Genomic DNA, 22,914 nt, shown 5'->3' with positions numbered 1-22,914 from the left:
GAACCATGTCTACAGCTACGATTACCGCCATCGAACCAGTCCGCAAGCCTCTCTATCACTCGCTCTTCGTGCAGGTGCTCGTCGCCCTGCTGCTCGGCATCGTCCTTGGCATCGCCGTGCCGGACTTCGCCGTCGGCCTGAAGGTCTTCAGCGACGCGTTCCTCAAACTCATCTCCATGATTGTGGCCCCCATCGTGTTCTGTGTGGTGGTGCATGGGATTGCGGGTGCCGGCGACCTCAAGAAGGTCGGCAGGGTTGGCGTCAAGGCGCTGATCTATTTCGAGGTCATGACGACGCTGGCGCTCGTTGTCGGCCTGGTGCTGGCCTATCTGTTCGGTCCGGGCCACGGCATGAACATCAATCCGGCCTCGCTCGACGGCAAGGCACTCACGACGGTCGCAGACAACGCTCACAAGCTGCAGGGCGGTGGCATCGGCAGCTTCCTGCTCAACATCATTCCGACCACCTCGTTCGACGCGCTGGCGCGCAATGACGTGCTTCAAGTGCTCTTTTTCGCGATCCTGTTCGGCACCAGCCTGGCGCTGGTCGGCGGCGAGAAAGGCGAGCGCATCTCCAGTTTCATCGAAGCCGTATCGACCGTTCTGTTTCGCGCCATGGGATTGATCGTTCGCCTCGCCCCGATCGGTGTGCTCGGCGCTGTCGCCTATACGGTCGGACGCTACGGCGTCGGATCGCTGAAGCAACTCGTCTCGCTGGTGGTGCTGTTCTATGTCTCGGTCGCGATCTTCGTCTTCGGCGTGCTCGGCGGCGTGATGGCGCTGGCCGGGCTGAACATCATCAAATTCCTAAACTATCTGCGCGAGGAGCTCACCATTGTGCTCGCCACCGCCTCATCGGATGCGGTGCTGCCCCAGGTCATGCGCAAACTCGAACGGCTTGGCGTCAAGGACAACGTGGTCGGCCTCGTGATCCCGACCGGATACTCGTTCAATCTTGACGCCTTCTCGATCTATCTGACGCTGGCCGTCGTGTTCATCGCGCAGGCCACGAATACACCGCTGTCCTTCGGCGACCTCATGCTGGTGCTCGGCGTCTCACTCGTCACATCGAAAGGCGCCCATGGCGTACCGGGCTCAGCGATCGTGATCCTTGCCGCGACGCTGAATGCCGTGCCGAGCATTCCCGCCATCGGCCTCGTGCTGGTGCTGTCGGTAGACTGGTTCATCGGCATGGCCCGCGCGCTCGGTAACCTGATCGGCAACTGCGTTGCCACCGTCGTGGTCGGTGCATGGGAAGGCGACCTCGACCATGCCAAGGCGAAGCGTGTGTTGGATGGCGAAGAGCTCGTGGATGTAACGGCCGGCTAATTGCCTTCGGAACAAAAAAGAAGCGGCCCGAAGGCCGCTTCTCGATATCAGAACGAATGCTTCAACCTTACGCCGGCGTAAGGATCGCACGGCCGACCAGCTTGCCGTCTTTCAGGTCGTTCAGCGCCGCATTGGCCTTTGCGAGCGGCATCGGGCTCGTCGGGATTGGCTGCACCTTCTTGGTGCGCACCAGCTCCAGCAATTCCTTCGTCTCGCGGAGATTGCCGACATAGCTGCCCTGGATGGTCAACGCCTTCATGGCAATCAGCGGCAGCGCCCAGGTGGCGCCGCCACCGAACAGGCCGACCATGATCAACTTGCCGCCCTTGGAGAGCACGTCAAAGCCGAGCTGCGTCGTCGACGGAGTGCCGACCAGATCGATCACCGACAGGATCGGCTGACCGGCGGCCTTGGCAAGCTGCTCGAGCGCGTCGGGCGCATTGCCGTCCACGGCCGCCAGAGCGCCGGCCTTGATCGCCGCCTCGCGCTTTCGCGCATCGATATCGACAACGATGGCGCCCTTGCCGCCCATCGCCTTCAACAGTTCAAGCGCCATCAGGCCGAGGCCGCCAGCGCCGAAGATCACGATCGGATTGCCGAGATCGCTCTCGATCTTCTTCAGCGCGCTATAGGTAGTGACGCCCGAGCAGGCGTAGGGCGCGGCGATGACCGGATCCATGCCCTTGAGGTCGATCAGGTAGCGCGGATGCGGCACCAGGAGGTGATCCGAATAACCGCCGTCGCAATGTACGCCGAGGCAGCGCGGCGCGAGGCAGAGATTCTCGTCACCGGCGAGACAGACCGCACATTTGCCGCAGCCGATCCATGGATAGGCCAGCGCGATATCACCAATCTTGACGCCGCCGGCTTCCTGCTGCGCATCCGGACCGAAGGCGATGACTTCGCCGACAGTCTCGTGACCCATGGTGCGCGGCAGCGTGATGCCGCGATCCTTCAGCGACAGCTTCTTGCGGCCGTGGCCGAGTTCATAGCCGCCTTCCCAGATGTGCAGGTCGCTATGGCAGACGCCAGCAGCCTTCACGCGGATCAGCACCTGCGTGCCGGTCGGCTGCGGGGTCTGCTCGTCGACCTCGCCGAGCGGTTCGTTGAATTCGAGAACCTTGAAGCTCTTCATTGTGTTTTCTCTCCCGGTTGAAGTTTCTTGTTATCCGCAGGATGGGTAGAGCCAACGGGTCGCGCGAAGCGCGCCCGATGATAAACTCCGCGAAACCCATCGCATAGAACCCGATCATGATGGGTTTCGCGACGACGCTCTACCCATCCTGCAGGGTTTCAGCCATGCGTTGCGCTTGCGCTCCTGATCGCTTCCCACACCTTGATGGGCGACAGCGGCGTATTGAGCTGCGTGATGCCCAGTGGTTGCAGCGCATCCAGCACGCCATTGACGATGCAGGGTGGACCACCGATCGCGCCGGATTCGCCGCAGCCCTTCGAGCCGATCGGATTGGTGATGCAGGGTGCCGAACCATCCAATGTCACTGACAGGGGTGGCAGGTCACCGGCGCGCGGAATGCAGTAGTCCTGATAGCTGGCGGTGATGAGCTGGCCGTCCTCGTCGTAATGAACGTTCTCGAACAGCGCCTGGCCGATGCCTTGCGCCACGCCGCCGTGGATCTGGCCGGTCACCAGCATCGGATTCACCGCCACGCCGACATCGTCGACCGTGGTGTAGCGAACGACATTGGTGATGCCGGTCTCCGGATCGATCTCAACCTCGCAGATATGCGTGCCGTTCGGCCAGGTCGGGCCATCCGCCACGCCGGTGGACTCGACGCTGAGCTGTTCACCGTCTTCAGCCTTCGCGATCTCGAACAGGCCAACGCGCTTGTCGGTACCGACGACGGTGAGGAAGCCTGCGGAATACTCGATGTCCTCCACCGAGGCTTCGAGCATGTTGGCCGCCTTCTCGCGCGCCTTGGCGATCATATCGGCGGCCGACACCACCGCCGCAGTGCCGCCAACAAACAACGAACGCGAACCGACACTGCCCATGCCGACGATCACATCGGTATCGCCCTGGATCACATCGATCTTGTCAATGCCAATGCCGAGCGCTTCAGAGACGAGCTGCGAATAGGCGGTCTGCAGGCCCTGCCCCATCGCCATGGTGCCGGAATGCAGGATGACGCGGCCATTGGCCGTCGCGCGCAGGCTGACCTTCTCGGTGGTGCCCGGGCCACCGGTCCATTCGATGTAGCTGGTCAGCCCGCGGCCGTAGAGCAGGCCCTTCTTCTTCGCCGCTTTCTTGCGCGCGGCGAAGCCGTCCCAATCCGACAATTCGGTGGCGCGGTCGAGCATGTGCGCGAAGGCGCCGCTGTCATAGGTCTGGCCGACGGCGTTCTTGTAGGGAAACTGCGTCGGCTTGATGTAGTTCACCTTGCGGATTGCCCGCGGATCCATGCCCATCTGCCGTGCGGCGGCATCCATCAAGCGCTCGATGATGAACACGGCTTCCGGACGCCCGGCACCGCGATAGGCGCCCACCGGCGCGGTGTTCGTGATGACGGCCTTGATGTCGTAATGCACGTTCTGCAGGTCGTAGACGCCGGTCTGCACGAACGGCCCCAGCACCAGCGGAATTATGACAGCGGTCGCCGACATATAGGCGCCGGTGCCGCCGATCGAACGCACGCGATAGGCCAAAACCCGCCCCTTGGCATCGAGCGCGAGTTCTGCCGTCGAGGTCAGATCGCGACCATGAGTCCCGCCGACGAATTCATCAGTGCGATCGCCGCGCCAGCGGATCGTCTTGTTCAGCTTCACGGCCACATAGGCGACGACGCCGTCTTCGGGATACAGGCTCGTCTTCTGTCCGAAACCGCCGCCGATATCGCCCACCACCACACGGATCGATTCCTTCGGACGCTTGAGCACCGCGTCGGCAAGGATATCGCGGGTCGATGCCGGGGTCTGCGACTGCACGTACAGGGTCAACTTGCCGGACTTCTTGTCGACTTCAGCGATGGTCGAGCGCGGCTCCATGGCCGATGGCACGAGGCGCTGGCTCACGATGTCCAGCGACACCGTATGCTTGGCAGCGGCAAAAGCAGCCTCCACCTTGGCAGGATCGCCATAGCTTGTGGCTGCAACGATATTGTCCGGTGCGTCCGGCCAGACCACCGCCGCACCGGGCTTCATCGCCTCGACGGGATCGACCACCGCAGGCAGGACGTCATAGCTGATGTCGATCGCCTCGGCCGCGAGCTGGGCAGCGGCACGTGACGTGGCGACGATCGCTGCCACGGCTTCGCCGGCGAACCGCACGGTCTCATGCGCGAGCAACCGGCGCGGCGGAAAGGTCGCCGCCGAGCCATCAGGACGCTTGAAGATCGGCAGCGTCGGCAGCGTGCCGACATCGTCGGCCACGAGATCCGCGCCCGTGTAGATCGCCTCGACACCGGGCATCGCCTTGGCGGCGGTGACATCGATGGCGGTGATCTTCGCATGGGCATGCGGCGAGCGCAGCAGATGCAGCCACAGCGCGCCGTCTTCCGGCTTGTCGTCGATGAACTTGCCTTGCCCGGTGAGAAGTCTTTGATCTTCGAGACGCTTGGGAGAAAGACCCGCGCCGAAGCGCATATTGCCGGGCAGAATGTTCATCAGACGTCCTTCAGGTGCAAACAGGCTGGAGCCGTTCTAGCCCAGAAATACCGCGTGAGCCAACATGCCCGCCACACAGGGCTGAACTCCGGATGCGCATGCGGGGACGGCCCTTTTTGCCCGTCCTGTTGCCGACAAACCGATCAGCCGACATCCTGCAAAACGGCCTCGATCACCTTGCGCTCGTCCACGGTCAGGGCCGGCTGCGGGGCGACGGGATCGCCGACCTCATAGCCCTGGATCGCAAGGCCGGTCTTGATGCAGGCGGCCAGATTATAGCGCGCAAAGGCCTCGTTGAGTCGCCACATCCGCCGTTGCAGGACCATGGCCTCGTCCCAGCGGTGCGCCTTGCAGAGATTGTAGAGTTCAACGCTCTGCCTCGGCACGACGCAGGCCGGGCCCGCCATCCAGCCGACGCCGCCAATCAGCATGACGGCCGACGGAATATGCGCTGAGGCGGCAAACACTTTCAGTTTGTCGCCGCAGCGGTTGATGATCGACAACAGCCGGCCGGTATTGGTGGAGGCATCTTTGATATACTGGATGCGCGGATGCTCGGCGAGCCGCGCCACAACGTCGAGCGTCAGATCCGAACGCTGGAATTGCGGATTGGTGTAGATCACCACGGGAATATCGACGGCATTGGCGATGGCGCGGAAATAGGATTCGATCTGCGCATCCTTGAGCGGAAAATACGTTTCGAGAATAGCCAGGATGCCGCTCGCGCCGAGCTTCTGATAGGACTTCGCCTGCGCCACCGCATCGACCGTCGAAGTCGATGCCACGCCTGCCACTACCGGCACGCGTCCCCCTGCCGCCTCGATCGTGGCCTGCACCACCGTCCTGCGCTGCTCGCGATTGAGATAGGCGAATTCGCCGGTCGAGCCGAGCGGCGTCAGACCATGCACGCCCGCGCTGATGAGATCGCCGCACAGGCGGCCCAGCACATCGGTGCGGATACGCCCCTCATCGTCGGCGGGCGAGACGAGATAGGGAAACACGCCATGAAAATCTGCCATCGCATCAGGCCTTCGGCTTGAAATTCTCGATCACGCGCAACAATACGCGCGCGCCGACCTCGACATCCGCATCGTCCACATGCTCGGCAGGATTGTGGCTGATACCGCCGCGACAGCGCACGAACAGCATCGCCACATCGGTAATGTCGGTCATCGCCATACCGTCATGGCCGGCCCCGCTCGGCAGCTCGAACGCGCGATGACCCTCGGAAGTAATTGCATCGGCGATCTGCTTCTGCAGCCAGGGCGCACACGGCACCGTGCGATTCTCGTGGGTGATATTGATCTGCAGATCGAGCTTGCGCGCTTTGGCGATCGAATCGATCTCGCGCACCATGTCGGTGATGGCGAGCTTGCGATAGGAATCCTTCGGCGATCGGATATCCATGGTGAACGATACCAGCCCGGGAATGACATTGGTCGCACCCGGCATCGCGTTGATATAACCGACGGTGCCGACAAGACCTCCACGGTCCGACTGGCAGAACTCCTCGATCGCAACGATACATTCGGCAGCGCCCACCAATGCATCGCGCCGCATCGCCATGGGTACCGTGCCAGCATGACCGGCCGTGCCGTGCAATTCGACTGCGAGACGTGTCGCACCCGAAATGGCAGTCACGACACCCACCGGAAGCTTCTGTGCTTCAAGCACCGGCCCCTGCTCGATATGCAGTTCGAGATAGGCCAGCAATTCGCCGGGGGCGCGCGCTGCGGCGCCGACGTGATCGGGATCGAGGCCGAAGGTGATCATCGCCTCGCGCATCGAGATACCCGCATTGTCGCGGCCACCGAGCACGCTCTCGACAAAAGTCCCGGCTACCGCGCGGCTGCCGAGCAGCGTCGAGGCAAAGCGCACGCCCTCCTCGTCAGCAAAGGCAGCGATCTCGATGGCGAAGGGTAGACGCAGGCCGCGACGATTGAGATCGCCGACACAGGAAATCGCCGTGATGATCCCGAGCGGCCCGTCCCAGCGGCCGGCATCGCGCACGGTGTCGTAATGGGAGCCGAGCATCAGGCACGGCAGACCGGGCCGGTCGCCTTCGTAGCGTCCGCAGACATTGCCGATCGCATCGATCCGCGCCCGCATGCCAGCTGCCTGCATCCAGCCGATGATCAGTTCGGCGGCCGCACGATGTTCCGGTGTAAGGAATATTCGCGTGATGTTGTCCGGCGCTTCCGAAATCGCAGCCAGCGCGTTGATGCGTTCGACGATCTCGCCGCCGAGCGATTGGCCGGAAGCTCCGACGACTTTCTCTTCCATCGCAATCATGCTTCTTTGTTCGGACCATAGGCCCGGCTGGGACTTGAATGATCCAGGTCGTAAATATTAGTGCGACCAGCGGGCCAAAGCGAATCCGCGGTTGGCTTCGCGGGAAGCTAGCAGATTTTGACGCCCGGACGACAGGAGCCCCCTGATGCCAAAACAAGACTCGTCGAGCAGGGATGAAGCCTTTCTCAGGCTTTCTTTCGACGCTGCGCGCAAAGCCATGGAGCGCGGCAACCATCCGTTCGGCGCGATCCTGGTCGATGCAAACGGCAAGGTCCTGATGGAAGCCGGTAACGCCTTCATGCCCTCCCATGACGGCACCGCCCATGCGGAGCGGCTGCTGTGTACGGAGGCCTCGATTGCCTATGACGAGACCGAGCTGAAGACCTTCACGCTGTATTCGTCGGCCGAACCCTGCGCCATGTGCGCCGGCGCGATCTATTGGGTCGGCATTGGACGGCTGGTTTATGGGCTCGGCGAAGCCAGGCTCAAGGCGATCACCGGCGACCATCCGGAAAATCCCACGCTGGATCTGCCTTGCCGCAACGTGTTTGCGGCAGGGCAGAAGAGCATCGAGGTCGTCGGACCACTGCTGGAAGATGAGGCAGCCGCGCAGCACGAAAACTTCTGGGCGCATCAGGGCTAGATCGTGTCGACATGAAAACGGCGCCGCAATTCATGCGGCGCCGTTTTCGTATCGATATCAGGCCAGATCAGAACTTGACGGTGACGCCGGAATACAGCGAGTCCTCGCGGCACGATCCGGGCGCAAACGTGGTGCACGGCAGGCTGGCATTCTCATCCAGGCCGAACTTGTTCCGCCAGAGCCGATAGGCCACCCACACGTCGACATTGTGAGTGTATTTCGGTCCCCAGATGGCCTTGCTGGCGTCGAAGGTCAGACGGATCGGTTCGGCGTTGATCTCCATCTTGGTTGCCGTGCCGATGATCTGGCCGTTCTCCGAACCTTTCGGCCCGTAGAAGCCGGCGCGGCCGCTGATCGCGAAATAGTCCATGCTCGGCGGCAGGAAGCCGAGATCCATGTAGTAGTTGAGTTCAACGGCCCAGGTCGGGTTGAACTGGCGGTTGCCATCGATGTTACAGGACACGCCGGGGATCTGGCCGGGCGCACCGGCATAGCCGCACTGCGTGAACGTGCTGCGATTGGCGAATTCGTAATAGAGCAGCGGGTTGACGTTGAAGAAGCCCTTGTAGGGCAGGTCGAAAGCGAACTGCAGACCGGTCACGACGTCGCGCTTGGATGCGGAGAAGAACCGGTTTTCTGTGCTGCCGTCCGCGCCGATGACGAACGACACGTTGCGCAGCGGCCCCATCGAGAAGGCCTTAGTGTTGAAGACCTCGTTGAAGCCGATGGTGCTGCGGATCAGGCCGTAAATTTCCGTCGCGCCTTCGCAACCGGTAATCGGACGCAGCGGATCGCCGCAGGGATTGGCCGGGCTGCTCTTGCCCGCCTTCTCGAGGCCGATGTTGAAGAAGTTGGTACCGTAGGTCCACACGTCGAAATGCGTGAACGCAAAGACCTGCTTGGTGGTCTTGGCGGTGACGCCGGGATCGACCGCCCCCCACTGATAGGCATAAGTGAAGCGGTTATCGATCAGCAGGAAGAACGGCAGATCCGGGATCGGCTTTGCCTTGACCGGCATGGACGCCACGTCGGCGGCGCCTGCCGAGCCCGTCGGCACCATGGCTGTTAGCGACAGCAACGTCGCGGCTGCGATTGCTCGGAAACGATTGAACATTGGAATTACCCCCACCTGTTGACAATGATTGCGTGCGTCTCGCGCGAGAGTTGTTGCAATCAGTCCGGGGGAGAAGCCTCAACTTTTTCCAATAGTTGCCATCGATTTCATCAGGGATGCCTAGCGAAATCAGTATTTTATGCTTGAAGCATCGTGTTTTCAGAGCGGTGAAATGGCACCACACCAGCGCATGCGAGACACGTGCTTAGAGGCTGTAAAGATTGGTATTTTGCGACGTTCTGTCGCAGGCTTCCGAGCGAAGCTCCGATGGTGAATTCACACCGTGATTCCGTGTTTGCACCGCAAGAAAATCACTGCCCAACTTCTCAACATACGAGAAAATCCAGGTCTCGAATTCGTTAGAGGTGTACCAGAACTGCAACACTTCAGGCCAAGTATACAATGCGAGAGTCGAATAAACTTCATTTAATCAATGAAAAGCCCAAGCCTCCCGCGATCGCGTCGGCAAGAATCGCCCAAGAAATCGATCCAGTCCAAAAATAAGGCAGGCGCTGGCGCTTATTCGAGATTTACGCTGCATTCCAATCCGGCACACACTTGCCGCAAACCTCCATCTCACGCGTGAGTAACGAATGTTGGATTCGGGATCGGGACACGCGCGTTCGGAGACGGTACTGCTGCAGACCATCGGTCTGACCAAGCGCTATGGCAGTTTCCTTGCCAACGACGCCATCGACATCGCGATCCGTCCGCAGGAAATCCACGCGCTGCTCGGCGAGAATGGCGCCGGCAAATCCACACTCGTCAAAACCATCTACGGCCTGATCCAGCCGAGCGAAGGCGAGATGCTCTGGCAGGGCGAGAAGATGGTGCTGGCCGGTCCGCATGATGCGCGCGCCCGCGGCATCGGCATGGTGTTCCAGCACTTCTCGCTGTTCGACAATCTCACCGTCGCCGAGAACGTTGCACTCGGTCTCGACGGCAAGGAATCCTTCAAGACGATGTCGGCCCGGCTCGAACAGGTGTCGCAGCAATATGGCCTGCCGCTCGATCCGAAGCGCGAGGTCTGGCAACTCTCGGTCGGCGAACGTCAGCGCATCGAGATCGTGCGCGTGCTGATGCAGAATCCGAAATTCCTGATCCTCGACGAGCCCACCGCCGTGCTGACGCCGCAGGAGGCCGATCAGCTCTTCGTCGTGCTGGAACGCCTGAAGTCGGAAGGCCGCGCGATCCTTTACATCAGCCACAAGCTGGACGAAGTGAAACGGCTCTGCGACACCGCCACCATCCTGCGCGGCGGCAAGAAGATCTCGACCTGTCTACCGCGCGAGGAAACTGCGGCATCGCTGGCGCGCATGATGGTCGGCACCGAGATCAAGCAGGTGAAAGCCGCCGCCAACCGGCAGACGACGGTGCCACGGCTCGTGGTCAACGATCTCAGCCTCGCGCCCGACGAACCACATGGCGTGCATCTGAAGAACATCTCGCTGGAGCTGAAGGGCGGCGAGATCCTTGGCATCGCCGGCGTCGCTGGCAACGGCCAGGACGAGTTCTTCGCGGCGCTCTCCGGCGAGCGTCTCGCCAAAGATCCCGGCACCATCGTCATCGACGGTCACGCCGCCGGACATCTGTCGATCACCGCGCGCCGCAAGCTCGGCGCGGCCTTCGTTCCCGAAGAGCGGCTCGGCCACGGCACCGCGCCGCGCATGAGATTATCGGAAAACGCGCTGCTCACCGGCCACGCCGCGTCAGGCATGGTGCAGAACGGCTTCATCAATACGGCGGCAACACTCGCAACTGTCGACCGCGCCACCGCGAGTTTCGACGTCCGCAAGGCCAAGCGCGATCCGGAAGCCGCCAGCCTCTCCGGCGGCAACCTGCAGAAATTCATCGTCGGCCGCGAGATCCTGCGCAATCCCATCGTGCTGGTGGTGAGTCAGCCGACCTGGGGCGTCGATGCCGGCGCTGCCGCTGTGATCCGTCAGGCATTGCTCGATCTTGCCGCTGCGGGCGCTGCCATCCTCGTCACCAGCCAGGACCTTGACGAACTCGCTGATATCGCCGACCGCATCGCTGTGATGTTCCACGGCCGTCTCTCCGAACCGTTAATGACGGCCGATGCGGACAGGGAAACGCTGGGCTTGCTGATGGGCGGCAGTGCACTCACGCCAAAGGACGTGCCCGATGCAGTTGGTGCTTGAGAAGCGCGCGGAGCGATCGACCATCATCGCGCTGGTATCGCCGCTGATTGCCATCGGGCTCACCATCGTGACCATGAGCATCCTGTTCGTGATCATCGGCAAGAATCCGATCGCCGCGCTCAACGTCTATTTCATCACGCCGCTGACCGACGCCTATTCGCTGCAGGAGCTTGCGGTGAAAGCCGCGCCTTTGGTGATGATCGCCATCGGCCTCTCGCTCTGTTATCTCGCCAATGTCTGGAACATCGGCGCAGAGGGACAGTTCCTCGTCGGTGCCGTGGCGGGCAGCTGGCTTGCGGTGAAGACCCATGGCACCGATGCCGGCGTCTGGGTGTTGCCGGCAATGATGCTGCTCGGCGCCATCGCGGGCGCGCTCTATGCGCTGATCCCGGCCTTCTGCAAGGTGCGCTTCGGCGCCAGCGAAATTCTCGTCAGTCTGATGCTGGTCTATGTCGCCGATCTGCTGCTGGATTATCTCGTCCGCGGCCCATGGCGCGATCCCGCCGGCTTCAACTTTCCGACCACTGCCGAATTCGATCCGGTCGCCACCGTGCCCTTGCTGTTCGAAGGCGGGCGGCTGCATCTCGGCGCGGTCATCGCACTGGTGATCGTTGTTGCCGCTGCCGTCCTGCTCGGCCGCACCATCAAGGGTTTTGAAATTCGCGTGGTTGGCGCAGCGCCTCGGGCGGCCCGCTTCGGCGGCTTCTCATCCAACCAGCTCGTGCTGCTGACTTTCGCGATCTCCGGCGCGCTGGCCGGCCTCGCGGGCATCATCGAAGTCGCCGGCCCCGTCGGTCATCTGCAGCCCGGCATCTCGCCGGGTTACGGCTTCACCGCGATCATCGTTGCATTTCTCGGACGGCTCAACCCGGTTGGAATACTAATTGCAGGGCTTTTCCTGGCGCTGACATTTATCGGCGGGGAGCAAGCGCAGATCGCCATGAAGATCCCACTCGATATCACCAAGGTGTTTCAGGGCATCCTGCTGTTCTATGTGCTCGCCTGCGACAGTCTCATTCTGTACAGGATCAGGCTCATCATGCCGCAGCGAAAGGCCGCCGATGGAGCTGCTTGAGGCCATCATCCTTGCCGTGCTTGCGGCGTCGACGCCGCTGCTGCTCGCCGCCTCCGGTGAGCTGCTGGTGGAACGTGCCGGCGTGCTCAATCTCGGCGTCGAAGGCATGATGATCGTCGGCGCCGCCTGCGGCTTTGCCGGCGCCTGGGCCACCGGCTCGACCTTCATCGGGGCACTATGCGGGATTTTTGCAGGCGTCGCGCTCTCATTGGTATTTGCACTGATGACGCTCGGCCTTGCCGTCAATCAGGTCGCGACCGGTCTCGCGCTCACAATCCTGGGCATCGGCGTCTCCGGCCTGATCGGCGCCGGCTTTGTCGGCGAGCGCATCGCGACCGCGCCGCGTTTGTACATTCCTGGCCTGACGACGCTGCCCTTCGTCGGCAAGATCCTGTTCGGCGAGGATGGCTTCGTCTATGTCTCGATCGCGCTGATCCTTGCCATCTCCTATTTCCTCTACCGTACCCGCGCCGGACTGGTCCTTCGCGCCATCGGCGACAATCACGTCTCCGCCCATGCGCTCGGCTATCCCGTGTTGAAGATCCGCATGTTCGCCGTGATGTTCGGCGGCGGCTGCGCGGGTCTGGCCGGCGCCTATCTGCCGCTGGCCTATACGCCGTTCTTCGTGCCCGGCATGACCGCCGGCCGCGGCTGGATCGCGCTGGCGCTGGTGGTGTTCGCCTCATGGCTGCCGGGCCGGCTGGTGATCGGCGCCTATCTGTTCGGCGCGGTCTCGATCTTGCAACTGCACGCGCAAGGCTGGGGCGTCGGCGTGCCCTCGCAATTGATGTCCGCACTGCCCTATCTCGCAACCGTCGTCGTGCTGGTGCTGATCTCGCGCACCCGCAGCGGCGGCTCCACGGCGCCGGCCGCACTCGGCACCGTGTTCGTACCTGACCGCTAACACATTCGACGACGCACGACAGAACATCTTTCGACAAACAGGAGACGCGTATGAACAGGAAAGCACTTGCAGCGGCCGCCATTCTGCTGGCCACCGGCCTCGGATTGGGTGCAGCCGTCGCTGCCGACAAGCTGAAAGTCGGCTTCGTCTATATCGGCCCGGTCGGCGATTTCGGCTGGACCTATCAGCACGAAGTCGGCCGCCAGATGATCGTCAAGGAATTCGGCGACAAGATCGAGACCACCTATCTCGAGAACGTCAGCGAAGGCCCGGACTCCGAGCGCTCCATCGAGCAGCTCGCGCGCGCCGGCAACCAGCTGATCTTCACGACATCGTTCGGTTACATGGACCCGACGCTGAAGGTCGCCAAGCGCCATCCCAAGGTGATGTTCGAACACGCCACCGGCTTCAAGCGCGACAAGAACATGTCGAGCTATTCCGGCCGCTTCTTCGAAGGCCGCTACATTCAGGGCCAGATCGCCGCCAAGATGTCGAAGAAGGGCGTGCTCGGCTATATCGGCTCGTTCCCGATCCCGGAAGTGATCTCAGGCATCAATGCCACCATGCTCGCGGCGCAGAAGATCAATCCGGATATCAAGATCAAGATCATCTGGGTCAACACCTGGTTCGATCCCGGCAAGGAAGCCGACGCCGCCAAGGCGCTGCTTGATCAGGGCGCCGACGTGATCATGCAGCACACGGACTCGCCGGCCGCCATGCAGGTCGCCTCAGAGCGCGGCGCCCTCGCCTTCGGCCAGGACTCCGACATGATCAAGTTCGGCCCGAAGACGCAGCTCACTGCCGTCACCAACAACTGGGGTCCGTATTACGTGGAACGCGTCAAGGCGGCCCTCGATGGCACCTGGAAGTCGGAAGACACCTGGGCCGGCCTGAAAGAGAAGATGGTCGTGATGGCGCCCTATACCAACATGCCGGATGACGTGAAGAAGATGGCGATGGACACCGAAGCCGCCATCATCGCCGGCACGCTGAAGCCGTTCAAATGCCCGATCATGGGACAGGACGGCAAGGAAGTGGAATGCAAGGGCGGCGACGCCCTCGATCCCGGTCAGGTGCTCGGCATGAACTTCTATGTGAAGGGCATCGACGACAAGATCCCGGGGAAGTAACGAGCCCCGGCCCCTCGCGAGATATCCGGACGACAGCGTCCGGATATCTCGTTGATGAGCGTCGGAGACCCGCTCCGACGCATCACATCTTCTGAACCCAGAACTGATACATCGAAATGAATGTATAGGGGTTCTCGGTTTCGAACACATGCCACGACCCGAGATCGGTCATGGCAATGTCTGCAGGACATCGCTGACGATATTTTCGCTTCGTCGCGGCGTCGATATCGAAGCCGAGAAACCGCAGATCGTTGTCACTCAGGAACCGTTCGATCTGCGGCAGTGTCATGCGATGTTCCTGCCCGTGAAACAGCAGGTCGCGGCAATCGCTCAGGCTGTAGAAATCCGATGTCAATGTCACGTTCCTGAGCGGCGTGCCGTCCTCGCAGGCGAGCAATTCCTGCCGGCAGAGACGAATGTCCGCGGGTACGGGCCGATAGCCACGCTCCGCGATGAATGCGCGCGCGGCGACGATGTCCCGTCTGGCCATCTCGCTATACAGCGCGATCTGCATCACCCCGCCGGGCTTCAACAGCGACACCAATATGCGCCATGCAGCGAATGGATCGGCGAGATGGTGCAGCACACCGCTCGATTCGATCATCTCGAACGTGTGGCCGATCGACGACAATTTCATAATGTCGGCATGGGCATGGCGCAGATTGCGGATGCCGAGCGCACGCGCCTGCCGCTGCGCATAACTCAGCGATTTCAAACTGAGATCGATGGCGAGGACCTGCGCGTCACGGAATCTCTGTGCCGCGTGGATGGCCGAGCGGCCCGTGCCGCAACCAGCCACCAGGATGTCGATCGCCCCCTCCTTGCCACCAGGCATGAAGGACGAGTCAGGAAATTGTTCGGAGAGAAACGCATCCAGCGTCGTTGATGGACCAACCGGCTCCGCAGCGAGCCACTGCGGATAGGGATGCTCCTCATAGTGGCTGCGGACCTGCAACGACACGTCGTCCTCGACAGGCGTCAAGGCCGGCATGAGGGAGCTGAGCCGCCGTTCCTCTTGCCAGGCGCGGATCTGCTGATCCAGCACGGCACTCACACTACCCGGCCAACGGCGATCGAGAAGGCGCTCCGGATTGGCGAGAGCATGGAGCGGCATGTAGCTGGCAATCGCGAGGAGCGACAAAGCTGACACGGCCGCGCCCGACGCCAGTCTGGCAGCGACATCGCTCCGCAACGACTCCACGTGCTCTGCCTCCGTTGCGGATAGCGCAAAGACATAGCTGTTGATGAAGCACTGCCGCGCGACGGCAGAGAACAGCGTCAGCACAGCGGATGGCACCGCGGCACTGGATGCGCCGTATGCGACACTCAGCAGAACGAAGCGAAGTTCCGTCGCGAATTTTTCCAGCAACGGGCTCGACACGGGTGTCGCTTGCAGCACGTTGCGCAGCAACGAATCCCCGGCAAACGCCGCGATTTCCGACGAAGCCAGTATCGTCTCTGCCGGCTGCGATCGAACATCCGGATCGGCAAGCCGCGCCATGCCCGATCTCAATGCATCATTGAGCACGAGAAAGGTCGCGCAGGCAGGCGCAAGGGTGGACGGCCTCACCCAGGCCTCGGAGATCGCGCGCTCCAGGATCGATCTGATATCGCCCGCATCGGGCTGGAGCAGCGGCGACTGCAGGCAGGCGGCCACCGTCGCTTTCGTCTCGAACGTCTCCTGAACGGCCAGCGCTCGGCACGACAGCCGCGTCGCCTGTGCGATATCGCCATTCTGCAGCAACAGCCTCGCCAGGGCGCACAGGGCCTCCGGCCAGTCCGGCTTCAGCGCCAGCGCCCGACCATAAGCCTCCTCGGCGTCCCGTTCGCGCGCCAGTTCGATGAACGCCCGTCCGCGACCGAGCCATGCTTCGGCAAGACGCGGATTGATTGCGAGTGCCTGATCGTAAGTCGCGCACGCGTCACCGTATTGTCGGAGCCCGAGCAAGGCATTTGCCTTGTTGACGATGGCCTCCGCATAGTTCGGACGCAGGGCGACGGCCCTGTCGAAAGCAAGGATGGCTTCGGCGTATCGCTTGAGGTCGTTGAGAACGGTCCCTCGGCCATTCCAGCTATCGGCAATGGCAGGATTGATCGCCAGCGCTCCGTCAAAACGCTGCAGGGCCTCTGCCGGACGCTGCAATGCCTTCAGAACGAGACCGTAATTGTAGAAGGTTGCATCCGACGACGCGTCGAGCTGGAGAGCCGTCTTGATATATGGCTCCGCTTCGGCATGGCGTTTCAACTGGCTGAGAACGACGCTCAGGAGGTTGAGCGTGGCAATGTGTCTGGGCTGCTGCCGGAGGACTTTCCTCAGTCCTCGCTCCGCAGCCTCAAGCCGGCCCGACTGCAAGAACGCAATAGCTTCCCGAAAAACGAACTCGATCGGTGCCGACATGAATGTGCCGAAAGGAATTGAGAAAAATCCGTAATATTTTTCTCAATTATCAGCACGGCCTGCGACTTTAAAGCGCACTTTTTGTTCACACCCTCCCTTGACATCTAAATTTTATTGATGTGTCTGCATCGCCTTCGCCGCAGCACTATGCCGGCGGATCAGATCGCCGACGTCGAGCCCCGGGATCGCGCCGTCGATCACGCGCCAGACACCGCCCACCATCACCCGGTCCGCACGATGCGCGCCGCACAGCACGAGTGCCGCCAGGGGATCGCCATGGCCGGAGAAGCGCAGCTCGTCGAGCTTGAACAGCGCCAGATCCGCCATTTTGCCGACGGCAATCTCGCCGAGCTCCGGCCGCCCCACACAAGCCGCCGAGCCTTTGGTCGCCCAGCGCAGCGCATCCTTGTGACTGACACGGCCGACGCCGTAACGCGCCCGCTGCAGCAGAAATGCGGCGCGCACTTCCTGCATCAAATTCGATCCGTCATTCGACGCCGAACCATCGACACCGAGGCCGATACCGACGCCCGCATCCTCCATCTCGCAGACCGGGCAGCAGCCGGAGGCCAATAGCTGATTACTGCAGGAACAATGGCTGATCGTGGTCCCCGCCTTGCCGAGCCGCAGCATTTCGCCCGCGTTGAAGTGGATGCCATGCGCCAGCCATGTGCGTTTGTTCAGCCAGCCGGTCTGTTCGAGATAGTCGAGCGGACGGCAGCCATAGATCTCCTCGCAATAGCGGTTCTCGTCCTCGGTCTCGCCGAGATGCGTATGCAGGCGGACATCGAGCTTGTCCGCCAGCGCCGCGGTGCTCGCCATCAATGACGTCGTCACCGAGAATGGCGAACACGGCGCCAGCGCTATCTGCACCATCGCGTCCTCGCCGCGCTGATGGAATATCGCCACCACCCGTTCGCTGTCGGCCAGGATCGTATCCTCGTCCTGCACCACCGAGTCCGGCGGCAGACCGCCGTCGCGCTGCGAGCGGTTCATCGATCCCCGCGTCAGCAGCACGCGCATGCCGAGCCGCTGCGCCACCGCCACTTCGATATCGACGGACGCTTCGAGACCTGCGGGAAACACATAGTGGTGATCGGTGGTCGTCGTGCAGCCCGACAGCAGCAATTCCGCCATCGCCACGCTGACGCCGAGATGGAGATTCTCGGGCGTCAGCCGCGCCCAGACCGGATAGAGCGCCTGCAGCCAGGGAAACAGCTCGCGATCCAGCGCCGCCGGCAAGGCGCGCGTGAGCGTCTGATAGAAATGATGATGCGTATTGATCAGCCCCGGCAGCACCACATGCGTGCTGGCATCATAGGTCGCGATATCCGCCGTGGCCGGCTGGCCGCCGGCCGGCACCAGTTCGACAATCCGACCGTCCTTGACGACAATGCCGCGCTGGGCCCCCTCGGCAAAAATGCCGAGCGGATCCTTGATCCAGGTGGCCTGCGTTTCCGTCATAGCTCGTCTCCTTCGGTCATGGACCCGACCTTGCAATTCAGGGACCAGCCACGAATACTTCAATTTGTTTTGCAATTGTCGGCGACTTGGCGTCGGTCTTGCAAGGTTCACAATGATACTTCAAGGGGTCATTGCCGAGTGAAAGCATAGCCGCCCTATGGACCTGAATACGATCGCGTCCGTCGCCCACCCGCAGACGCGGGAACAGCTACCGACATGGAGTGCCGGGGATGCATGGCTCGCCGGGGGCACCTGGCTTTTCTCCGAACCACAGACCCACCTGACGCGGCTGATCGACCTCACCGATCTCAAATGGCCGGCCCTCACCGTCACCGACAGCGAATTGCAGATCGCTGCGACCTGCACCGTGGCGCAGCTCGACGCACTGCCCTGCCGGCCCGACTGGATCGCATCGCCGCTGATCAATCAATGTTGCCGCGCCTTCCTCGCGTCTTTCAAGATCTGGAAGACCGCGACCGTCGGCGGCAATCTCTGCATGTCGCTGCCGGCCGGTCCGATGATCGCGCTCACCGCCGCGCTCGATGGTGCCTGCACGATCTGGAAGGCCGATGGCAGCGTAGACACGATCGATGTCGTGGACTTCGTCACCGGCGATCAAAGCAATGTGCTGATGCCGAGCGATCTCCTGCGCAGCATTGCGATTCCGCTTGCAGCCTTCAAACGACGCTCTGCATTCAGGCAGATCTCGCTGACGCCGGTCGGGCGATCTGCTGCGCTGCTAATAGGAAGCCTTGATGAGGATGGCTGGCGGCTGACGATCACGGCATCGACGAAGCGGCCAGTCCGCATCGCTCTCCCGACACGTCCCGATGCCGACACGCTCGAAGAAGCGATCCTCGACCGGATCCCTGACAATCTCTATCACGACGACGTCCACGGCAAGCCGGCCTGGCGCAAGCAGATGACATTGCGGCTCGCGGAAGAAATCCGTGCCGAGCTGCAGGGCTTCAAGCCATGAGTTTCGAGATCAACGGCCACAGCTTTTCGCAGCAGCCGCAAGCCGGCCAGTGCCTGCGTACCTTCCTGCGTCAGCTCGGCCATTTCGGCGTCAAAAAGGGCTGCGATGCCGGCGACTGCGGCGCCTGCACGGTGCTGCTGGATGGCGAGCCTGTGCATAGCTGCATCATCCCGGCATTCCGCGCCGAAGGCCATACCGTCACCACGATCGAAGGTCTCGCGTCCGAAGGCGGCATCCATCCGATGCAGCAGGCGTTCCTGGACGCACAGGGATTCCAATGCGGCTTCTGCACCTCCGGCATGATCGTGACCTGCGCATCGCTCAATCAGGCACAGCGCGCCGATCTCGGAGCGTCGTTGAAGGGCAATCTCTGTCGCTGCACAGGCTATCGCACGATCGAGGACGCACTCGACGGCAAGTCCAATGTGGAAGACGCCGAGCCCGGCACCGCCTTCGGCCGCAGCCTGCCCGCCCCCGCCGGTCCCCAGGTGGTAACGGGCAAGGCGCGCTACACATTCGACGTCGCCATGGACGGCCTGCTGCATATCAAGATACTGCGCTCGCCGCATCCCCATGCCCGCATCGTGTCGATCGATGCATCAGCAGCGCGGGCCATGCCAGGCGTGCATGCGGTGCTGACCCATGCGGATACTCCCGCCACGCTGTTCTCGACCGCGCGCCACGAGATCGATGCAATGGATCCCGAGGATACACGGATCCTCGACGACACCGTGCGTTTCATCGGCCAAAAAGTCGCGGCCGTGGTCGCGGACAGCGAAGCCATCGCGGAGGAAGCCTGCCGCCGCATCGACGTTGTCTATGACATCCTGCCCGCGGTATTCGATCCCGCCACCGCCATTGCGCCTGGCGCGCCGGTCATACACCCCGACAAGACGCCTACACATCGCGTCAGCAATGCTATCCGCAACATCGTCGCCGAAACGCATGGCGAATTCGGCGATGTCGCCGCGGCGCTGGCATCATCCGCCGTCACCTATGAGGGCACCTTCACCACGCAACGCGTGCAGCACGGCCATCTCGAGACCCATGGCGGCATGGCCTGGCTCGATGCCGACGGCATCCTCAATATTCGCTCGAGCACGCAGACACCATTCCTGACACGCCGTGCGCTGGCTCAATTGTATGACCTTCCCTCCGACAAGGTTCGCGTGTTCTGCGAACGCGTCGGCGGCGGGTTCGGCGGCAAACAGGAAATGTTCGTCGAGGACATTCTCGCGCTGGCCGCACTCAAGACCGGCCGCCCGGTGAAATGGGAACTGACCCGTGAGGAGCAATTCATCGCCACATCGACGCGGCATCCGATGCGCGTCACGGTCAAGGCCGGCGCCGACAAGCATGGCAAGCTCACCGCGCTGCAGCTCGACGTGCTCTCCAACACCGGCGCCTATGGCAATCACGCGGGCCCGGTGCTGTTTCACGCCTGCGGTGAATCGCTCGGCGTCTATAACTGCGCCAACAAGAAGGTCGATGCCGTCGTCGCCTATACCAACACGGTGCCGGCTGGGGCGTTTCGCGGTTACGGCCTGCCGCAAACCCTGTTCGCGGTGGAGGCCGCCATCGACGATCTCGCCGCGCAGCTCGGCATCAGCCCGTATGATTTCCGCCGGCACAACGCGATCAAGCCCGGCGATGCGATGGTATCGCCAGCCGGCACGCATTATGACGACGTGACAATCGGCAGCTACGGCCTCGACCAGTGCCTCAATCTGGTAGAACAGGCGATGCAGGTGAAGACGAAGCACGATCTCGATGACGACTGGCTGATCGGCGACGGCATCGCGCTCACCATGATCGACACCGTGCCGCCGCAAGGCCACATCGCCGAAGTCGTCATCGCCAAACGTGACGACGGCGATTACGATCTCACGGTCGGCACCGCCGAATTCGGCAATGGCACCGCGACGGTGCATCGGCAGATCGCCGCCACGACACTTGGCTGCACTGTCGAGCAGATTCATCTGCGCCAGTCCGATACGAGGAACGGCGGTCACGACACCGGCGCCTATGGCAGCGCCGGCACATTCGTCGCGGGCAAAGCCACCCATGACGCCGCGCAGAAGCTGGTGGCGGCGATGCAGGCGGACGGCAATGCACGCAGCGCCACTGGAACTTCAGGCGGCACCCCGCGTTCGGTCGCCTTCAACGTCCAGGGATTTCGCGTGGCGGTGAACAAGGGCACCGGCACGATTAAGGTTCTCAAGAGCGTGCAGGCCGCGGACGCTGGCGCCGTCGCCAATCCAATGCAGCTCCGCGGCCAGATAGAAGGCGGCGTCGCGCAATCGCTGGGGGCGACGCTCTATGAGGAGATGGTGATCGATGACCGCGGCCGCGTCGTCAATCCGAAGTTCCGCGACTATCATTTGCCGTCTTTCGCCGATCTGCCGCGCACTGACGTTTATTTCGCCGACACCTATGATGCGATCGGGCCATTGGGTGCGAAGTCGATGAGCGAAAGCCCGTATAATCCCGTTGCGGCCGCCATGGGCAACGCGCTGTTCGACGCGACGGGGATTCGGTTCACGCAGGTGCCGTTCAAGCCGGATCGGATTTTTCCGGAATTGCAGAAGAAGTTTGGGAGGGCGTAGCAGCGTGCTGTTCCTAACCTCTCCCCGCCCTTTGCGGGGAGAGGTCGACCGGCGAAGCGCAGCGAAGCCGGTCGGGTGAGGGGCATGGCACGACGCCAGCAACAAACTCACGCTGTCGAATCGGCATCACTTCGACTGAACTGCAACGGAACGACCCGAAAGATCGTCGATGGTATTGACCGAGCGCCCCGCCCCTCACCCGCCGCGAAGGCGCGGCGACCTCTCCCCGCAAAGGGCGGGGAGAGGTTAGGAAAGCGCGGCGCTCAATCCACTCAGCCCCGCCCCACCGTGCATTCGATCTGCCCGTGCGGCTCGTCGGTCGGCAGGAACACGTCGTTGTTGTTGTCCAGGCCGAACGTCGAGAGATTCATCAGGATGTAGTGGATGTTCGGACAGGCCATGCTGATCTCGGAAATTTCCGGCACGGCGGCCAGCACCTTCTCGCCCATACGATACAGGCTGTTCTGCACGCTGGGGCTATAGGTCGTCGCGAATTCCTTCAGCAGCGTGTCCAGAATTGTCTTGTTGGTCGCCGGATAGCTGGCGGGCCTGCCGGACCATGTCCACGACGCCACCATCGATGTCGCGCAGATCCGGTCATTGGTCGGCTGGATCGTGGAATATTTATCCGTGTAGTAGTTCTCCCAGCCGGATTGCGTCGACTTCATGAAGGTGAAGTTGTCGAGGCCCGAGCTCATGGTCATGCCGTCGCGCGTCGCGACAATCTCGACGGTGGGCTTGCCGTTGCTGTCGAGCAGGAATGCGTGCGGGTGTAGTTCGCCGTCGACAGCCAGCCGAGCCCACTTGGTCTCATGCGCAGTGATGCTGACGGAACTCGCCTGCGGATACAGGTCGAGATAGCGCTTCGCCAGCACCTGGCAGAACTCTTCGGTCGACAGTGCGGTATTCTCGCGTGCCACCACATTGACGATGTTCTTGATGGTGTCCGTGGATGTCGAGGTGGAGTTGTCGGCGTCGGTATAGGCGCGGCCGAAATCGCCTTCCAGCATCGCCTTGATGCTGAGCTGGCTGACATCCTGCTTGTCGCCGTCGCGATGGATCCGCATGATGCGGACACGGCCTTTTCCATATCTGTTCTTGATGAGCGGCACGCGCGACCTCCAGTCAGTGTTGCGACCAGGGAACCCCGGTCGCCGGGCAATATATTGAGCAATGCTCACTTTCGAGCAACCTTCGT

16 protein-coding genes are annotated in these 22,914 nt (G+C 62.2%); 8 read left to right on the top strand and 8 right to left on the bottom strand.

What is annotated here, in order from left to right; genetic code table 11:
- Positions 1-5 precede the first annotated feature (5 nt).
- The gene (locus tag AB8A38_RS27725) at positions 6-1,328 is read left to right on the top strand and encodes a dicarboxylate/amino acid:cation symporter (protein WP_315843129.1); all 1,323 of its coding nucleotides are present in this window, start codon (positions 6-8) and stop codon (positions 1,326-1,328) included.
- A 67-nt stretch (positions 1,329-1,395) separates the two neighbouring features.
- Here the strand turns inward: AB8A38_RS27725 and AB8A38_RS27720 are convergent, their stop codons facing one another.
- The 4 genes from AB8A38_RS27720 to AB8A38_RS27705 all read right to left on the bottom strand — a co-directional run bounded on the left by AB8A38_RS27720 (position 1,396) and on the right by AB8A38_RS27705 (position 7,241).
- Positions 1,396-2,463, bottom strand: coding sequence for an alcohol dehydrogenase (locus AB8A38_RS27720; RefSeq protein ID WP_093756673.1), 1,068 nt, complete (start codon positions 2,461-2,463; stop codon positions 1,396-1,398).
- Positions 2,464-2,621: 158 nt separating this feature from the next.
- Positions 2,622-4,949 (bottom strand): xanthine dehydrogenase family protein molybdopterin-binding subunit, encoded by a 2,328-nt coding sequence (locus AB8A38_RS27715; protein WP_439088100.1) that lies wholly within the window; start codon positions 4,947-4,949, stop codon positions 2,622-2,624.
- A 143-nt stretch (positions 4,950-5,092) separates the two neighbouring features.
- Entirely contained in the window at positions 5,093-5,968 is an 876-nt protein-coding gene (locus AB8A38_RS27710; protein WP_439088099.1) for a dihydrodipicolinate synthase family protein, read from the bottom strand.
- Positions 5,969-5,972: 4 nt separating this feature from the next.
- Positions 5,973-7,241: an allantoate amidohydrolase gene (locus tag AB8A38_RS27705; protein WP_439088098.1), complete on the bottom strand. Its 1,269-nt coding sequence runs from the start codon at positions 7,239-7,241 to the stop codon at positions 5,973-5,975.
- 145 nt (positions 7,242-7,386) lie between these two features.
- Between AB8A38_RS27705 and AB8A38_RS27700 the strand changes: the two genes are divergently transcribed.
- On the top strand, positions 7,387-7,884 hold the full coding sequence (locus AB8A38_RS27700) for a nucleoside deaminase (RefSeq protein ID WP_439088097.1): 498 nt from the start codon (positions 7,387-7,389) through the stop codon (positions 7,882-7,884).
- Between the two features lie 67 nt (positions 7,885-7,951).
- On the opposite strand, the gene AB8A38_RS27695 is transcribed toward AB8A38_RS27700, so the two are convergent.
- Positions 7,952-8,998: a hypothetical protein gene (locus AB8A38_RS27695; RefSeq protein WP_439088096.1), complete on the bottom strand. Its 1,047-nt coding sequence runs from the start codon at positions 8,996-8,998 to the stop codon at positions 7,952-7,954.
- Positions 8,999-9,591: 593 nt separating this feature from the next.
- Here AB8A38_RS27695 and AB8A38_RS27690 point away from each other — a divergent pair.
- The 4 genes from AB8A38_RS27690 to AB8A38_RS27675 are packed head-to-tail and all read left to right on the top strand — an operon-like array spanning position 9,592 to position 14,269.
- Positions 9,592-11,160, top strand: coding sequence for an ABC transporter ATP-binding protein (locus AB8A38_RS27690; protein WP_439088095.1), 1,569 nt, complete (start codon positions 9,592-9,594; stop codon positions 11,158-11,160).
- Positions 11,144-12,235, top strand: a complete 1,092-nt coding sequence (locus AB8A38_RS27685; protein WP_439088094.1) for an ABC transporter permease — start codon at positions 11,144-11,146, stop codon at positions 12,233-12,235. Before AB8A38_RS27690 ends, AB8A38_RS27685 begins: the two co-directional genes overlap by 17 nt.
- A complete protein-coding gene (locus AB8A38_RS27680) occupies positions 12,222-13,139 on the top strand; it encodes an ABC transporter permease (protein ID WP_439088093.1) in 918 nt (305 codons plus the stop codon). Before AB8A38_RS27685 ends, AB8A38_RS27680 begins: the two co-directional genes overlap by 14 nt.
- 50 nt (positions 13,140-13,189) lie before the next feature.
- The gene (locus AB8A38_RS27675) at positions 13,190-14,269 is read left to right on the top strand and encodes a BMP family ABC transporter substrate-binding protein (RefSeq protein ID WP_439088092.1); all 1,080 of its coding nucleotides are present in this window, start codon (positions 13,190-13,192) and stop codon (positions 14,267-14,269) included.
- Positions 14,270-14,351: 82 nt separating this feature from the next.
- Here the strand turns inward: AB8A38_RS27675 and AB8A38_RS27670 are convergent, their stop codons facing one another.
- Both AB8A38_RS27670 and AB8A38_RS27665 read right to left on the bottom strand, forming a co-directional pair.
- Positions 14,352-16,667, bottom strand: a complete 2,316-nt coding sequence (locus tag AB8A38_RS27670; protein ID WP_439088091.1) for a tetratricopeptide repeat protein — start codon at positions 16,665-16,667, stop codon at positions 14,352-14,354.
- A 111-nt stretch (positions 16,668-16,778) separates the two neighbouring features.
- The gene (locus AB8A38_RS27665) at positions 16,779-18,131 is read right to left on the bottom strand and encodes an 8-oxoguanine deaminase (protein ID WP_439088090.1); all 1,353 of its coding nucleotides are present in this window, start codon (positions 18,129-18,131) and stop codon (positions 16,779-16,781) included.
- Positions 18,132-18,288: 157 nt separating this feature from the next.
- On the opposite strand from AB8A38_RS27665, the gene AB8A38_RS27660 reads away from it, so the two are divergent.
- Positions 18,289-19,110: an FAD binding domain-containing protein gene (locus tag AB8A38_RS27660; protein ID WP_439088089.1), complete on the top strand. Its 822-nt coding sequence runs from the start codon at positions 18,289-18,291 to the stop codon at positions 19,108-19,110.
- Complete coding sequence (locus AB8A38_RS27655; RefSeq protein WP_439088088.1) at positions 19,107-21,716, top strand: molybdopterin-dependent oxidoreductase; 2,610 nt, start codon at positions 19,107-19,109, stop codon at positions 21,714-21,716. The genes AB8A38_RS27660 and AB8A38_RS27655 overlap by 4 nt, the downstream gene beginning before the upstream one ends.
- Positions 21,717-21,988: 272 nt before the next feature.
- On the opposite strand, the gene pucL is transcribed toward AB8A38_RS27655, so the two are convergent.
- Positions 21,989-22,828 (bottom strand): factor-independent urate hydroxylase, encoded by an 840-nt coding sequence (gene pucL / locus AB8A38_RS27650; RefSeq protein WP_439088087.1) that lies wholly within the window; start codon positions 22,826-22,828, stop codon positions 21,989-21,991.
- Positions 22,829-22,914 lie beyond the last annotated feature (86 nt).

Source organism: Tardiphaga sp. 839_C3_N1_4 (assembly GCF_051811045.1).
Lineage (GTDB): Bacteria > Pseudomonadota > Alphaproteobacteria > Rhizobiales > Xanthobacteraceae > Tardiphaga.
This window is presented reverse-complemented; position numbering and strand designations above follow the sequence as displayed.

Coding starts and splice junctions, on each gene's coding strand:
- AB8A38_RS27665 (WP_439088090.1), bottom strand. CDS start 18,131: ATGACGGAAACGCAGGCCACCTGGATCAAGGATCCGCTCGGCATTTTT.
- AB8A38_RS27725 (WP_315843129.1), top strand. CDS start 6: ATGTCTACAGCTACGATTACCGCCATCGAACCAGTCCGCAAGCCTCTC.
- AB8A38_RS27710 (WP_439088099.1), bottom strand. CDS start 5,968: ATGGCAGATTTTCATGGCGTGTTTCCCTATCTCGTCTCGCCCGCCGAC.
- AB8A38_RS27700 (WP_439088097.1), top strand. CDS start 7,387: ATGCCAAAACAAGACTCGTCGAGCAGGGATGAAGCCTTTCTCAGGCTT.
- AB8A38_RS27660 (WP_439088089.1), top strand. CDS start 18,289: ATGGACCTGAATACGATCGCGTCCGTCGCCCACCCGCAGACGCGGGAA.
- AB8A38_RS27715 (WP_439088100.1), bottom strand. CDS start 4,949: ATGAACATTCTGCCCGGCAATATGCGCTTCGGCGCGGGTCTTTCTCCC.
- AB8A38_RS27675 (WP_439088092.1), top strand. CDS start 13,190: ATGAACAGGAAAGCACTTGCAGCGGCCGCCATTCTGCTGGCCACCGGC.
- AB8A38_RS27680 (WP_439088093.1), top strand. CDS start 12,222: ATGGAGCTGCTTGAGGCCATCATCCTTGCCGTGCTTGCGGCGTCGACG.
- AB8A38_RS27690 (WP_439088095.1), top strand. CDS start 9,592: ATGTTGGATTCGGGATCGGGACACGCGCGTTCGGAGACGGTACTGCTG.
- AB8A38_RS27655 (WP_439088088.1), top strand. CDS start 19,107: ATGAGTTTCGAGATCAACGGCCACAGCTTTTCGCAGCAGCCGCAAGCC.
- AB8A38_RS27720 (WP_093756673.1), bottom strand. CDS start 2,463: ATGAAGAGCTTCAAGGTTCTCGAATTCAACGAACCGCTCGGCGAGGTC.
- AB8A38_RS27695 (WP_439088096.1), bottom strand. CDS start 8,998: ATGTTCAATCGTTTCCGAGCAATCGCAGCCGCGACGTTGCTGTCGCTA.
- AB8A38_RS27685 (WP_439088094.1), top strand. CDS start 11,144: ATGCAGTTGGTGCTTGAGAAGCGCGCGGAGCGATCGACCATCATCGCG.
- AB8A38_RS27705 (WP_439088098.1), bottom strand. CDS start 7,241: ATGATTGCGATGGAAGAGAAAGTCGTCGGAGCTTCCGGCCAATCGCTC.
- AB8A38_RS27670 (WP_439088091.1), bottom strand. CDS start 16,667: ATGTCGGCACCGATCGAGTTCGTTTTTCGGGAAGCTATTGCGTTCTTG.